The organism is Variovorax sp. AC103 (assembly GCF_979254005.1).
In genome coordinates, this window is sequence record NZ_CEEDFC010000003.1 from 142,949 (window position 1) to 156,234 (window position 13,286).

The following is a 13,286-nucleotide window of genomic DNA, read 5'->3' on the forward strand; positions in this document are numbered from 1 at the left end:
GGCAAGCGGCCTTTGAACGGGTCGCTGCTCTTGCGAAGGCTGCGTGCCCCCATCCCAGCCTTCCCCCAGAGGGGGAAGGCGCAACACCGCAATTCAGCGCGGCGTCTTTCCCGCATGCCGCGCCAGGTGCACCTGGTGCAGCGTGATCTTGCGCACCTCCGCCTGGCTGGTCTCGATGTGCGCCCGCAGCAGCATCGCCGCCTGGTCGCCGCGGTTCGCGCGCACGGCCTTCAGGATCTTGGCGTGCTCCTCGTAGGTGGCGTCGATGCGCGGCTGCTTGGTGAAGTCGAGCCGGCGAATGATGCGGATGCGGTCGGTCACGTCGCCGTGCACGCGCGCCATCTCCGCATTGCCGGCCGCCGCCACCAAGGCACAGTGAAAGCCTTCGTCCCACTGCGCCACCTGGGCCATGTCGCTGCTGCGCTGCGCCGCCGGCGCCAGCCAGATGTCGGCCAGCGTGTCGAGCAGGGCGCGGTCGATGTGGCGGTCGGTTTCGCACAGCCGGTGCACGGCCGTGGTCTCCAGCACCATGCGCAGGTCGTAGAGCTGCTCGAACTGCTCGAAGTCGAAGGGCAGCACGCGCCAGCCGCTGCGAAACAGCACCTCCACGAAGCCTTCCTGCTGCAGACGGAACAGGGCCTGCCGCACGGGCGTGCGCGACACGCCGAGCCGGTCGCTGATCTCGTTCTCGGTGAAGCGGTCGCCGGGCACGAGGATGAACTCGGCCACGTCGCGCTTGAGCTGCGCATACACCTCGTCGGCTCGCGTACGGAACGCGGCCGCCTGGACGGGCGGGGCGGCGGGGATTGAAGCTTCGGGGCGGGGACGGACGGTGGACACGGGGGGAATGTTAGTCGCTGGCGCAGGCGTCACGAGGGGCGGATCAGTGCGGCCAGCAAAGCGGCGCTCGGCGCGGTCCAACCGACGATACCGCCCTGCGCGCGCACCATGTCGAGCGTCGCGGCCTTGAAGGCAGGGAAGTAGCTTTCGGTGCAGTCTTCGAGCAGCAGGCTGTCGTAGCCGCGGTCGTTGGCTTCGCGCATGCTGGTCTGCACGCACACCTCGGTCGTCACGCCGCCGAACAGCAGGTGCGTGATGCCGCGTCGCTGCAGCAGTTCGTGCAGGCCGGTCGCGTAGAACGCGCCCTTGCCGGGCTTGTCGATGACGAGCTCGCCGTCGACGGGCGCCAGCGCGTCGATGATCTGGTTGCCGGGCTCGCCCGCCACGAGGATGCGGCCCATGGGGCCTGGGTCGCCGATGCGCAGCGTCGGGTTGCCGCGGTTGCGCTTGGCGGGCGGGCAGTCGGAGAGATCGGCCATGTGCGCCTCTCTGGTGTGCACGACCAGGCCACCGGCCTCTCTCCAGGCCGCCAACGTCTTTCTGGTGGCAGGAACGATGGCCTCCAGCAGCGACACGTCGTTGCCCAGCGTCTCGCCGAAGCCGCCGGGTTCGATGAAGTCGCGCTGCATGTCGATGAGGACAAGCGCTGTGTTTGCGACTTCGAACTCGTAGGCGAATGGGTTGGCTTGTTCTATGCGCATGTTTTTTCTCGCTGATTCCGGGTACGGGGGGCCGGCCTCCCAAAGAAAAGCAGGGGCCTCATGCCACCGCCTTCAAAGGCTCGTGATGCCCGCCACCCATGTGCGCCCCGATCACATGCCGCTCGGCCCCTGCAGCAGGCGTCTCGAACACGATCTGTCCTTCGCTCATCACGACGATGCGGTCCGCGAGCTCCAGCAGCTCGTCGAGGTCTTCGCTGATCAGCAGGACCGCCCCGCCCTTCTCGCGCACCTGCACGATGCGCGAGTGGATCTCGGCGACCGCGGCGAAGTCGAGGCCGAACACGGGGTTCGCGGCGATCAGCACGTTGATGTCGCCGGCCAGCTCGCGCGCCAGCACGGCGCGCTGCACATTGCCACCGGAGAGACTGCGAATCGGCGCGCCTTCGCCTTGTGTCTTCACGCCGTATTCCGCAATCCATTCACGCGCGCGGCTGCGCCAGTACGGAAAGCTCAGCACGCCACCGCGAGACAAAGGCGGCTGGTCGAAATCGCGCAGCGCCATGTTCTCCGCGACGCTCAGGTCGCCCACGCAGGCATTGCGCAACGGCTCCTCCGGCAGGCTGCGCACCTTGAGGTTGCGGTTCTCCGCGCGGTGCGCGCCGTAGGGCTGGCCCATCACCGTGACCTTGCCCGCAAGGCGCGGGCGCTGGCCCACGAGCGCCTCGACGAGTTCGCGCTGCCCGTTGCCCGACACACCGGCCACGCCGAGGATTTCTCCGGCACGCACCGACAGGCTCAGGTCATGCAACGCCAGCGTGCCGCGATCGCCCTGAGCCTTCAGCCCTTCGACCTTCAGTGCAATCGGCGCATGGGCGGGCATGGGCTTGCGGGTGAAGGGCGCCTGTGCCGCCGCCTGCTCGCCCCCCATCATGGCCTGCGCCAGTTGCGCCGGGCTGGTGTCCGCCACGCGGCAGTGGTGCACCGCCTTGCCGCGGCGCAGCACCGTCACGCTGTCGGCATACGCCATCACCTCGCGGAACTTGTGCGTGATGATGAGCACCGTGCACATGCCGCTGCGCGCGAACTCGCGCACATGGCCCAGCACCTCGTCGGCCTCCTGCGGCGTGAGCACCGAGGTCGGCTCGTCGAGGATCAGCAGGCGCGGCTTCAGGTACAACTGCTTCAACAGTTCGAGCTTCTGCTTCTCGCCGGCCGCGAGCTCCGAAGGTCGCACATCGAGGTCGAGGCTGAACGGCGTGGTCGCCAGGAATGCCTCCAGCTCCGCGCGCTTCGTCTTCCAGTCGATCAACGCTGGCGTCTTGCCTCCGGCGAGCAACAGGTTCTCCGCCACCGTCATGCCCGGTGCCAGCGTGAAGTGCTGGTAGACCATGCCGATGCCCAGCGCGCGCGCCACGATCGGGTTGGCGATGTCCTGCTCGCGCCCGTCGATCAGGATGCTGCCTTCTTCCGCGCGCTGGAAGCCCGCCACGCACTTCACCAGCGTGCTCTTGCCCGCGCCGTTCTCGCCGAGCAGCGCATGCACCGTGCCGGGTTCGACGCGCATGGTCACGCTGTCCATCGCGGTGAAGGCGCCGAAGCGCTTGGTCAGTTGGTAGGTGTCGAGCGCGAGCGCGCCGCTGCCCGCAGGCAGGCCACCGATGGCGCGGGGTGATGCGGCACTCATGTCAGTTCTCCACCTTTTGGGTATGGTCCTGCTTCTGCCCGCTTTGCTTGCGGCGCTGTTGTTCAGGGCGCGTGCACAGGCCGCCGGGCACTCCCCTCCGCGAATGTCCCCCGCTTCGCTCCTCCTTTATTTCGCTGCGGGGAGCACCCCACGCCCTGTGCACTGGACACTCTGCTGGTGTGCCCCGATCACTACCGCTCTTGACAATGCTCACGCTCCTGGCGTGCGGCCGATCAACCACCGCTTTGAACAAGCTCACGCCGATGGGGTGCCTTGCGCAGCGAAATAAAGGAGGAGGGGCGCAGCCCCGGGGGACATTCGCGGAGCAAGGTACCCCGTCGGCGTGAGCGCGCCCCGAATGCCCCAGACAGCGACGAACAGGACAACCGCTCCTCATAGCACCGCCAAAAGAGCCGACGAGCTGGCATGCGCCCCGAACACGCCGCCCTGCATCGTGACCATCTTCAGCGCAGCCAAGTGGTTGCCGTAGTCCGTTGCAGCCGTGCAGTCCGACAACAGCAGGCACTCGAACCCCAGGTCGTTCGCGTCGCGCATCGTCGTGTGCACGCACACGTCCGTCGTGATGCCCGCGAGGATCAGGTTCTCGATGCCGCGCGTGCGCAGGATCAATTCGAGGTCCGTGGCATAGAACGAGCCCTTGCCCGGCTTGTCGATCACCACCTCGCCCGGCAACGGCGCCAGCTCCGGAATGATGTCCCAGCCCGGCTCGCCGCGCACCAGGATGCGCCCGCACGGCCCGTCGTCGCCGATGCCCACGCCGTTCGCACCGATCTGCCGCGAGCGCCAGCGCTTGTTGGCAGGCAGGTCCGCCAGGTCCGGCCGATGGCCCTCTCGCGTGTGGATGATGTGAAAGCCCAGCGGGCGCAACGCCGCGAGCGTGCGCGCGATCGGCTGGATCGGCGCCTGCACCAGCGACAGGTCGTAGCCCATCACGTCAACGTACCCGCCCTTGCCGCAGAAGTCGGTCTGCATGTCGATCACGATCAGCGCCGTGTTGTCGGGCCGCAGTGCGCCGTTGTAGGGCCAGGCGTAGGGCTCGGCGGCGACGTGGCGCTCGGTGGTGTTGGCAATGGTCGTGGTCATGGGTGCGTCATTCCCCGTAGTTGCGTTCGGGCGGCGCGAAGCCGCAGCTCGTGCCGTCGGTCACCTTCACGTCGGCGCTCCATGGCAGCTTGTAGGTGCCGGCGGCCATGTCGTGCATGTAGGTGTAGGGACAGTCCTGTGCGCCGCCCTTCACCGCCACGTAGCCGCGGTGGTACAGCTGGTAGATGTTGTTCTCCACGCCCCAGCCGGTGCGCGCCTCGCGCACCAGGTCGGGCCGCAGCTCGGCGGTGATGATCTCGTCGACGCGGCCGCCGCCCTCGACCATCACCGTGCCGTCGAAATTGCAGAACATGCCCTCGCCCATCGAGTCGAAGCTGCCGTCGCTGCCGCACAGGCACACGCTCGCGGTGTAGGCCAGGTTGCAGAAGGCGTTGGCCTGGTTGGTGATCTTCCAGGCGTGGCGGATCGGCGCGGTGTAGCCCGCCGTGCGCAGGATGATGTCCGCGCCCTTGTACGCGGCCTCGCGCGCCATCTCGGGGAACATGCCGTCGTGGCAGATGATGAGCGAGAGCTTGCTGCCGTTGGGCCCGTCGCACACCGGAATGCCGAGGTTGCCCGGCTCCCAGGGCTCCACCGGCACCCACGGGTGCAGCTTGCGGTAGTAGAGCTTGATGTCGCCGTGGTCGTCAATGATCAGCCCGCTGTTGTACGGGTTGCCGCCGGGGTTGGCCTCCATGATGGAGAAGCAGCCCCAGATCCTGTGCTCGACGCAGGCCTGCTTGAAGGCCGCGACCTCGGGCCCGTCGAGCGTGCACATGATCTCGGGGTTGGTGTCCATCGACAGGCCGTGCAGCGCGTACTCCGGGAACACCACCAGGTCCATGGTGCCCTGGTTGCGACGGGCCTTGCCCACCATCTCGCAGATGCGCCGCGTCTGCGCGGCCAGGTCGGCCGGCGTCTTCACGCTGGGCAGTTGCAGCTGCACCAGCCCGACCACCACGCCGTGCGCCGATTTGTTGAGGCCTCCGAAACCGCTCATGAAATTCAGCTCCTTGTCGATGAAAGTTCGCCGGGGCTGCCGACGGCCGCGCTGCCCGGCTTGCAGGTGAACACCAATATCACCAGCGTGAGCACGTAGGGCACCGTGTTGAACAGGTGGTAGCCCCAGCCGATGCCGATGGACTGCAGCGCCGGGCCGATGGCGCCCGCGCCGCCGAACAGCAGCGCCGCGCCCACGCAGCGCAGCGGGCTCCAGCGCGCGAAGATCACCAGCGCCACGGCGATCAGTCCCTGCCCGCTGGAAATGCCTTCGTTCCAGCTGCCCGGGTAGAACAGCGTGAGCGACGCACCGCCGAGGCCGGCGATGAAGCCGCCCGCCGTGGTCGCCGCGATGCGCAGGCCCGACACCGAGTAGCCGAGCGCGCGCGTGGCCTGCGCCGAGTCGCCCGCCATGCGCACCAGCAGGCCGGCGCGCGTGCGCGCGAAGCCCCACCACAGCAGCACCGCGAGCGCCACGCCGATGGGCACCAGCGCATTGAGCTGCAGGGCCGAGCGCACCACTGTGTTGTCGCTCCAGAAGCCCAGCGGAATGGCGGGGATCTGCGGCGCCTGTGGCTGGATGAGCGGCTTGCCGAGATAGAAGGCCAGGCCGGTGCCCAGCAGCATCAACGCGATGCCGGTGGCCACGTCGTTCACGCGGTCGAGCGAGCACAGCAGGCCGTGCAGCAGCGCCAGCAGTGCACCGGCCACCGCGCCGATCAGCACGCCCAGCCACGCCGAATCGGTGAGGTAGGCGCCGCCGAAGGCCGCCATGGCCGACAGCACCAGCACGCCTTCGAGCCCGAGGTTGATGCGGCCCGACTTCTCGGTGAGGCACTCGCCCAGGCTCACGAAGAGAAACGGCGCACCCACGCGCAACGCACCGCCGACGATGCCGGCCACGAGCGCGATCCATTGGTCGGCGGTCATTGGCATACCTCCGTGCTTCGCACTGCGGTGCGACCTTGCTTGGGGCGGCCCGGCGCGGCGGTCATGCATTGCTCCTTTCGTAGGTCTTGGCCTCGGGCAGCATGCGGTCGCCGAACTTCTTCCAGTTCACGGTGCGCAAGCCCTCGCTCGCCAGGATCAGCACGAAGGCGATGCCCTGCAGCACCAGCACCGACGCATCGGGCAGGCCGAGCCGCCGCTGCAGCAGGCTGCCCGCCGCGCCGAAGCCGCCGAACAGGATGGCCACCGGCACGATGGCCACCGGGTTGTGCCGCGCGATGAACGACACCAGGATGCCCGCGTAGCCGTAGCCCGCGATCAGCGAGGCGTTGGCATTGGTGTGCACCGCCGCCACCTCGACCGCGCCCGCCAGCCCCGCGCAGGCACCGCCCAGCCCGCAGGCCGAGAGAATGAGCCGCGTGGCCGGCAGCCCCACCAGCTGCGCGGTGCGCGGATTGCCGCCCACCACGCGCACCGAGAAGCCCGACACCGTGGCGCGCAACCACCAGCCGAGCCCCAGGCACGCCACCACGCCGATCGCCAGGCCCCAGTGGATGTCGGAGCCGCCGATGCCGCCGATGAGCAGCCCGTCGTTCAGCGCATAGCTCGAGGGCTTGTTCAGGCTCGCCGGGTCGCGCAGCGGACCTTCGACCAGGTGCTTGAAGATGCCGATGGCGATGTAGGCCAGCAGCAGGCTGCTGATGGTTTCGTTGATGCCGCGAAACTGCCGCAGCCAGCCCGCCAGCATGATCCACAGCCCGCCGGCAATGGCGCCCGCGATGCAGACGAGGACCGTGCCGACGACGTTGCCGGGCAGCGGCACCGCATAGGCGAGCGCCGCGCAGGCCAGCCCGCCCAGCACCAGCGCGCCCTCGCCGCCGATGATGATCAGCCCGGCGCGCGCGGGCAATGCCACGCACAGCGCGGTGAGCATCAGCGGCGCGGCGCGCTGCAGCGTGTTCTGCCAGGAGAACCAGTCGCCGAACGCGCCCTTGAACAGCGTGGTCCACACCTCCAACGGGTCGACCCCGGCGAAGGCCACCACCAGGCCGAACAACAGCAGCGCCGCCGCGATGGCGAACACCGGCAAAGAGAATTCCTTGAGCGCGTGGCGCATGACGGCGGTGCGCTGGGGTCAGACGGAGCCGACCACACCCTCGACCAGGTAGTTCATCTTTTCCAGCTCCAGGTCGTTCTGCTTCAGCACCTTGCCCGCCGGGACCACCACCGCGCCCTTGTTGTCCTTGATGCCGTCCTTGAAGATGTCGAAGCTGCCCGCGATCATCTTCGCCTTGATGTCGTCGGCCTGCTTCTTCGCGGCGTCCGGCACCATGGGGCCGTAGGCGGACATCTTCACGTAGCCCTCCTTCAGGCCGCCGCGCAGGAAGTTGGGGTGCGGCTTGCCGGCCTGCGCGGCGTCGATGATGGTCTTGTACGCGGTGAGCCAGTTCCACTCGGCACCGGTGAGGTAAGCGTTGGGCGCCAGCTTGGCCTGGCTCGCGTGGTAGCCGCAGACCATCTTGCCGCGCTTGGCCGCCGTTTCCACCACCACCTTGGGGCCGTCCACGTGCATGGTGAACACGTCGCAGCCCTGGTCGGCCAGGCTGTTGGTGGCCTCGGCCTCCTTCACTGCCATCGACCAGTCGCCCGTGAAGATCACGCTGCAGGTGATGTTCGGCTTGACCGAGCGCGCACCCAGCGTGAAGGCGTTGATGTTGCGCAGCACCTGCGGGATGGGCTTGGCCGCGACGAAGGCGATCTTGTTGCTCTTGGTCATGTGCGCGGCGATCACGCCGTTCAGGAACTGGCACTCGTCGATGTAGCCGAAGAAGCTGCCCACGTTCTTCGGGTGCTTGCCTTCGGTCCACAGGCCGCCGCAATGCGAGAAGCGCACGTCGGGGTTCTTGGGCGCCACCGCGAGGATGTGAGGGTCGAAGTAACCGAACGACGTGGGGAACAGCAGCTTGGCGCCGTCCTGCGAGATCATGCCGGCCATGGTCTTCTGCACGGCGGCGGTCTCGGGCACGTTCTCTTCCTCGACCACCTTGATGCCGGGCATCTTCTTGACCTCGGCGGCGGCCTGCGCGTGGGCCTGGTTGTAGCCGTAGTCGTCGCGCGCGCCGACGTAGATCACGCCGACCGTGAGCGGCTTGGCCTGCGCGCTGGCGAGGGCGCTCCAGCCCCCGAGGGAGCCGGCGGCGCCCAGCGCGGCCAGGGTCTTGAGGGAATCGCGGCGATTGAGGGGGCTGGTCATGACGTACTCCGTTGCTGGATACAAGTTGAAGGACTGGAAGAAGAAACTGTTGTGCGGCGAGGTGCCTCAGCCAAGCAGGCTGACGTGCGCCGAGACCACGCGCCAGCCCTCGGGCGTGCGCATCCAGGTCTGGCTCTGGCGGCCGGTGCGCTCGGCGCCTTCGCGGCGGAACTCGCAGTTGGCGGTGGCGAAGTCGCGCCCGTAGGTGGTGATGACGGTGATCAGCAGTTCGCGCGCCAGCCCCTGCGAGGGGCGCGATGCGCGAAAGGCCCGGATCTCGTCGTAGCCGTAGAGGTTCTCGGTGGCGCCGTAGCGCAGCGTGGTCGGGCTGTTCCAGAACAGCTCGTCGAGCACCTCGACCTTGTTGTGGACCAGCGCGTCTTCGTAGCGGGCGAAGGCGGCCTGCACTTCGGCCAGCACGTCGGGCAGGTTGATGTCGGTGGCATTCATGCGGGGGTTTTCTCCGAATTCAGTGCAGCGACGGGCGCATGCGCCACGCCCGCGGCTTCGAGTGCGGCGGCCACGCGCAGCACGAGGTCTTCGCGCCAGGGCGCGGCGATCACCTGGACGCCGATCGGCAAGCTGGCGTGCGCGCCCCACACTGGCACCGCGCACACCGGCAGGCCGATGCACGAGAAAGGCTGGGTCAGCAGGCCCATGTTGGGCCGCACCGGCAGCTTGTGGCCGTTGACCTCGAAGGTCTCCGCGCCCACGGGCGTGGCCGCGGTCGGCGTGGCCGGGGCCAGCAGGATGTCGTAGCGGCCGAACAGGCGCGCCACGGCTTCGGCATAGAGCCGGCGCACCCGCTGCGCACGCGACACCCAGGCGGCGGGCAACAGCGCGCCGGCCAGGAAGCGGTCGCGCGAGAGCGGCTCGAAGTCGTGCGCGCGGCGGCGCAGGTCTTCCAGGTGCAGCGCGGCGCCTTCCGCGTTGGTGATGAGGAAGGCCGCGGCGCGCCCCGCCTCGACCATCGGCAGCTCAACGCTGGCCTGCGCGACGCCCGCGCCCAGCGCATCGGCCACGAGATCGACGGCAGCCAGCGCCTCGGCGCCGGCGCGCTGGTGAAAGTAGCCGCCGAGCACGCCGATGCGCAGGCCGCGCGTGCCGTGCGCCAGCACGCCCGACACGGGCTCGACCGCGCGCTGCGCGCAGCCGGGGTCGTGCGCATGACCGGCTTCTTCCGGCCCCTGCATCGCGTCGTAGACCAGCGCCAGGTCGCGCGCCGAACGGGCGAAGGGGCCGAGATGGTCCAGGCTGGACACGAACGGAAAGCTCCCGGTGCGCGGCAGCCGCCCGAAGGTGGGCTTCAGGCCGAACACGCCGCACAGCGAAGCGGGCACGCGGATCGACCCGTTGGTGTCGGAGCCCAGCGTGAGCGGCACCTGCCCCGCGGCCACCGCGGCGCCCGAGCCGCCCGACGAACCGCCCGCGATGCGGGTGAGGTCGTGCGGGTTGCGCGTGGGGCCTTCGTGGCTGTTCTCGGTGGTGAAGCCGTAGGCGTACTCGTCCATGTTGAGCGCGCCCACCAGCACCGCGCCGGCGCGCTCCAGGCGGCGCACCAGCGCGGCGTCGGCGCGCGCGGGCGCGGTCTGGCGCTCGATCTTCGAGCCCGCGAGCGTGGGCAGGCCGGCAATGTCGAACAGGTTCTTCACCGCGAAGGGCACGCCGAGCAGCGGCAGCTCGCGGGTGCGCGCACCGTGCGCCGAGGCCAGCGAGGCATCGACCTGCGCGGCGCGGCGCAGCGCGCGTTCGCTCAGCACGCAGGTGAATGCGTTGACCTTGCCGTCGGTGGCGTCGACGCGGTCGAGGCTGGCCTGCACCAGCGCGGTGGCGGTCGACGCACCGGTCCGCACGGCTTCGGCCATGGCGGACGCATCGCGGGCCAGCAACTCGGCGGGGGTCATACGGCCTTCTCCTCGGGCTCGACCGGCGAGAAATGCACCGCCGGTTCGGCCGACATCGCGAGCGGCACGGCCTCGACCACCGCGGCGAACTCGGCCGCGAGCGCGAAGTAGCGCAGCACGCCGGGCCGGTGATCGGGCGACAGGCGCAGGTCGAGCACCGCGGCGGCGGCGTCGACGTAGCTTTCGATCTGTGCGGGTGTCATGGCAACGCTCCTTCTATCGGCGCACTTCGCGCTGGAAGATGTCGAGGCTGAGCTTCTTCATGGCCACGAAGCTCTCGGTGCTCAGCGTCTCCACGGTGCGCGGACGCGCATCGCCGTAACGCAAGATCTCGGCCACCTTGGTGGGCCGCTTGGTGAGCAGCAGCACCTCGTCGGCGAGGTACACCGCTTCTTCGAGGTCGTGCGACACCAGCAGCATGGTGGTGCCGGTCTGCATGAACACCTCCTGCAGCTTCTCGCGAATGAAGAGCGTCATCTCGAAGTCGAGCGCGGAGAAGGGCTCGTCGAGAAACAGCACCTCGGGATTGGGCGCCAGCGCGCGCATGATCGACGCCGTCTGCTGCTGGCCGCCCGAGAGCTCGTAGGGAAAGCGCTTGAGGTCGAACTTGACGTCGAAGGACGCCACCAGCTCTTCCATGCGCCGGTCGACCTCGGCCTTGCTGCGGCCTTCAAGCTTCAGCGGATAGGCGATGTTGTCGATGGTGCGCATCCACGGGAACATCGCCTCGCGGTAGTTCTGGAACACGTAGCCGATCTTGGTGTCCTTGCGCTGCTTGCCGTCGAACAGGATCTCGCCCGCGTCGATGGGAACCAGCCCCGCGATCATGTTGATGAGCGTGGACTTGCCGCAGCCGTTGGGCCCGAACACCGAGACGATGGCGCGCTTGGGAATGTCGAGGTCGAAGTTCTCGTACAGCGGCCAGCCGGCGAAGTACTTGGTGAGCCCGCGGATGGTGATGTGCGTGCCGGCGGGGCCGGGCTTGAACGCGGGCTTGGGCACGTCGGCGTACACCGGGCCGTTCAGGACGATGTCGGAGGTCACTTTCATCTTCCACTCCAGTGCACGATGCGGCGCTCGGCAATGAGGAAGAGGATGTTCAGGGCGTAGCCCAGCGCACCGGCCGAAAGAATCGCCGCGTACATGCTCTTCACGTTGAGCACCTGCTGCGCGTCGATGATGCGGTGGCCCAGCCCCGTGTCGGAGCCGATGAACATCTCGGCCACGATGACGATCACCAGCGCCATCGACACGGCCGAGCGCAGGCCGACGAAGGTGGGCTGCAGGCTTTCCCAGATCAGCACGTCCTTGAAGACCTGCCAGCGCGACGCGCCCATGACCTTGGCGGCCATCACGCGCTGCTTGCGCGCATTCATCACGCCGTAGGCGCTGTTGAACACCACGATGAGCAGCGCGCCGAAGGCCGCGATGGCCACCTTGTTGACGTCGCTCACGCCGAAGATCAGCAGGAACAGCGGAATCAGCGCGGACGAGGGCGTGGAGCGGAAGAAGTCGATCAGGAACTCCACGCTGCGGTAGGCGCGCTCGTTGCTGCCGAGCAGCACGCCCAATGGCACGCCGATGGCCGCCGCGATGACGAAGGCCTGCAGCGTGCGCCACACGGTCATTGCGAAGTCGGTGAGCAGCGGTCCGCCCGCCAGCCCGGTGACGAGCGCGGCGATGGTGTCGGCCGGCGTGGGCAGCAGGATGGGCTTGATGAAGCCCAGGCGCACCACCAGGTCCCACGCGATGAACAGCACCACGGGGCCGATGAAGGGCAGCAGGCGGTCGCGCAGCGGCGTCTTCGGTGCGGCGGCGTTGAGGCTGGCCGGCGGGGTCCACGGCGCGGCCGTGGTCGTGCTTGCGTCTGCCATGGTCAGGCCTTGTAGAGCAGCGTGTCCACGAGCACCTTCTTCTCGAAGATGCCTTTCTCGGTGAACAGGTCGTAGAACTTCTGGAAGTACGCGACATCGCTGGGCTTGAACTCGTTGTAGAGCATGTACGACGCGAGCGGCACTTCGGCCGTGAGCTTGCCTTCGATGGCGGTGTAGCCCTTCATGAACTGGCGCGCCTCGTCGGGCTGGGTGCGCACCAGCGCCACGCCGCGCGCATAGGCGGCGATGTACTTCTTCGCCACCTCGGGGTTCTTCTTGATGAACTCGGTGGTCAGGCTGGCCGCGCCGCCATGCCACGGCGCCATCGGGTCGCCCAGGATGTACTTCGCCACCACGCCGGCTTCGATGACGCGCGTGGTGCCGTTCATGCGGCCGACGGTGCCGGTGGGCTCCAGCGTGTAGCAGGCATCGACCTGGCCCGCGACCAGCGCGGCCACGTGCTGGCCGATGGGCAGCTCGCTCACCGTTGCGCCCTTGGCGCCGGCGCGCTCCAGCATGGTCTTGCACAGCGTGACGTTCTGGATGCCGGGGCCCGAGGCCACCTTCTTGCCGGCCAGCTCGGCCATGGTCTTGATGGGGCTGTCCTTGCCGACGATGAACTCGTCGAGCACGAACCTGGCGTTGCTCGGGTTGGTGCAGAAGATCTTGAAGAGGCCGGGCTGCGCGATCTCGCCGATGGCGAGGTTGGCCGAGCCGGTGCCGTTGGCGCTGCCGTCGCAGCGGCCTGCGAGCATGCCTTCCATGACCTGCTGCGCGCCGGCGAACTTGAGCGCCTCGACGTCGAGGCCGGCTTCCTTGAAGTAGCCCTTGTCGACCGCCGCGAAGAACGGCAGGCCCGCGGCCACGGGCCAGAAGCCGATGCGCAGCTTGGGTGCGGCCTGCGCGCGCACGAGGGCGGGCGCGGCCAGCACGGCCAGGCCCGTGGCGCCGGCCTGCAGCAGCTGTCGGCGGTGGCGCGAAGCGGAGGGTTTGTTGGGGGTGCTCATCGGGACTCCT

14 protein-coding genes are annotated in these 13,286 nt (G+C 68.6%); all 14 read right to left on the reverse strand.

The genetic code is table 11. The annotated features are described in order from the left end of the window. Positions 1-93: 93 nt before the first annotated feature. The gene (locus AC0IYU_RS05360; protein ID WP_472113941.1) at positions 94-840 is read right to left on the reverse strand and encodes a GntR family transcriptional regulator; all 747 of its coding nucleotides are present in this window, start codon (positions 838-840) and stop codon (positions 94-96) included. Between the two features lie 29 nt (positions 841-869). After that, positions 870-1,541: a cysteine hydrolase family protein gene (locus AC0IYU_RS05365; RefSeq protein ID WP_472113944.1), complete on the reverse strand. Its 672-nt coding sequence runs from the start codon at positions 1,539-1,541 to the stop codon at positions 870-872. Positions 1,542-1,599: 58 nt separating this feature from the next. Further along, positions 1,600-3,186, reverse strand: coding sequence for an ABC transporter ATP-binding protein (locus AC0IYU_RS05370; protein WP_472113947.1), 1,587 nt, complete (start codon positions 3,184-3,186; stop codon positions 1,600-1,602). Positions 3,187-3,579: 393 nt separating this feature from the next. Then, positions 3,580-4,290 (reverse strand): biuret amidohydrolase, encoded by a 711-nt coding sequence (gene biuH / locus AC0IYU_RS05375; protein ID WP_472113950.1) that lies wholly within the window; start codon positions 4,288-4,290, stop codon positions 3,580-3,582. Between the two features lie 7 nt (positions 4,291-4,297). Continuing rightward, on the reverse strand, positions 4,298-5,290 hold the full coding sequence (locus AC0IYU_RS05380) for a formamidase (RefSeq protein ID WP_472113952.1): 993 nt from the start codon (positions 5,288-5,290) through the stop codon (positions 4,298-4,300). Positions 5,291-5,295: 5 nt separating this feature from the next. Then, positions 5,296-6,219, reverse strand: a complete 924-nt coding sequence (locus AC0IYU_RS05385; protein WP_093127795.1) for an ABC transporter permease — start codon at positions 6,217-6,219, stop codon at positions 5,296-5,298. A 61-nt stretch (positions 6,220-6,280) separates the two neighbouring features. Then, the gene (locus tag AC0IYU_RS05390) at positions 6,281-7,354 is read right to left on the reverse strand and encodes an ABC transporter permease (RefSeq protein WP_472113955.1); all 1,074 of its coding nucleotides are present in this window, start codon (positions 7,352-7,354) and stop codon (positions 6,281-6,283) included. Positions 7,355-7,372: 18 nt separating this feature from the next. Next, positions 7,373-8,491 (reverse strand): BMP family ABC transporter substrate-binding protein, encoded by a 1,119-nt coding sequence (locus AC0IYU_RS05395; RefSeq protein WP_472113958.1) that lies wholly within the window; start codon positions 8,489-8,491, stop codon positions 7,373-7,375. Between the two features lie 66 nt (positions 8,492-8,557). After that, positions 8,558-8,941, reverse strand: coding sequence for an oxalurate catabolism protein HpxZ (gene hpxZ / locus AC0IYU_RS05400; protein WP_435438803.1), 384 nt, complete (start codon positions 8,939-8,941; stop codon positions 8,558-8,560). After that, positions 8,938-10,395, reverse strand: coding sequence for an AtzE family amidohydrolase (locus tag AC0IYU_RS05405; protein WP_472113961.1), 1,458 nt, complete (start codon positions 10,393-10,395; stop codon positions 8,938-8,940). The genes hpxZ and AC0IYU_RS05405 overlap by 4 nt, the downstream gene beginning before the upstream one ends. Further along, on the reverse strand, positions 10,392-10,598 hold the full coding sequence (locus AC0IYU_RS05410; RefSeq protein WP_472113964.1) for an AtzG-like protein: 207 nt from the start codon (positions 10,596-10,598) through the stop codon (positions 10,392-10,394). The genes AC0IYU_RS05405 and AC0IYU_RS05410 overlap by 4 nt, the downstream gene beginning before the upstream one ends. A 13-nt stretch (positions 10,599-10,611) precedes the next feature. Continuing rightward, positions 10,612-11,445 (reverse strand): ABC transporter ATP-binding protein, encoded by an 834-nt coding sequence (locus tag AC0IYU_RS05415; protein WP_472113967.1) that lies wholly within the window; start codon positions 11,443-11,445, stop codon positions 10,612-10,614. Then, the gene (locus tag AC0IYU_RS05420; RefSeq protein ID WP_472113970.1) at positions 11,442-12,269 is read right to left on the reverse strand and encodes an ABC transporter permease; all 828 of its coding nucleotides are present in this window, start codon (positions 12,267-12,269) and stop codon (positions 11,442-11,444) included. Before AC0IYU_RS05420 ends, AC0IYU_RS05415 begins: the two co-directional genes overlap by 4 nt. 2 nt (positions 12,270-12,271) lie before the next feature. Next, positions 12,272-13,276, reverse strand: a complete 1,005-nt coding sequence (locus tag AC0IYU_RS05425; RefSeq protein WP_472113973.1) for an ABC transporter substrate-binding protein — start codon at positions 13,274-13,276, stop codon at positions 12,272-12,274. Positions 13,277-13,286: the final 10 nt, after the last annotated feature.

What these genes read in the sequence shown, in the direction of transcription:
- AC0IYU_RS05405 (WP_472113961.1), bottom strand. Translation starts at nt 10,395, where the DNA reads ATGACCCCCGCCGAGTTGCTGGCCCGCGATGCGTCCGCCATGGCCGAA.
- biuH (WP_472113950.1), bottom strand. Translation starts at nt 4,290, where the DNA reads ATGACCACGACCATTGCCAACACCACCGAGCGCCACGTCGCCGCCGAG.
- AC0IYU_RS05420 (WP_472113970.1), bottom strand. Translation starts at nt 12,269, where the DNA reads ATGGCAGACGCAAGCACGACCACGGCCGCGCCGTGGACCCCGCCGGCC.
- AC0IYU_RS05370 (WP_472113947.1), bottom strand. Translation starts at nt 3,186, where the DNA reads ATGAGTGCCGCATCACCCCGCGCCATCGGTGGCCTGCCTGCGGGCAGC.
- AC0IYU_RS05390 (WP_472113955.1), bottom strand. Translation starts at nt 7,354, where the DNA reads ATGCGCCACGCGCTCAAGGAATTCTCTTTGCCGGTGTTCGCCATCGCG.
- AC0IYU_RS05365 (WP_472113944.1), bottom strand. Translation starts at nt 1,541, where the DNA reads ATGCGCATAGAACAAGCCAACCCATTCGCCTACGAGTTCGAAGTCGCA.
- AC0IYU_RS05415 (WP_472113967.1), bottom strand. Translation starts at nt 11,445, where the DNA reads ATGAAAGTGACCTCCGACATCGTCCTGAACGGCCCGGTGTACGCCGAC.
- AC0IYU_RS05380 (WP_472113952.1), bottom strand. Translation starts at nt 5,290, where the DNA reads ATGAGCGGTTTCGGAGGCCTCAACAAATCGGCGCACGGCGTGGTGGTC.
- AC0IYU_RS05425 (WP_472113973.1), bottom strand. Translation starts at nt 13,276, where the DNA reads ATGAGCACCCCCAACAAACCCTCCGCTTCGCGCCACCGCCGACAGCTG.
- AC0IYU_RS05385 (WP_093127795.1), bottom strand. Translation starts at nt 6,219, where the DNA reads ATGACCGCCGACCAATGGATCGCGCTCGTGGCCGGCATCGTCGGCGGT.
- AC0IYU_RS05395 (WP_472113958.1), bottom strand. Translation starts at nt 8,491, where the DNA reads ATGACCAGCCCCCTCAATCGCCGCGATTCCCTCAAGACCCTGGCCGCG.
- AC0IYU_RS05410 (WP_472113964.1), bottom strand. Translation starts at nt 10,598, where the DNA reads ATGACACCCGCACAGATCGAAAGCTACGTCGACGCCGCCGCCGCGGTG.
- hpxZ (WP_435438803.1), bottom strand. Translation starts at nt 8,941, where the DNA reads ATGAATGCCACCGACATCAACCTGCCCGACGTGCTGGCCGAAGTGCAG.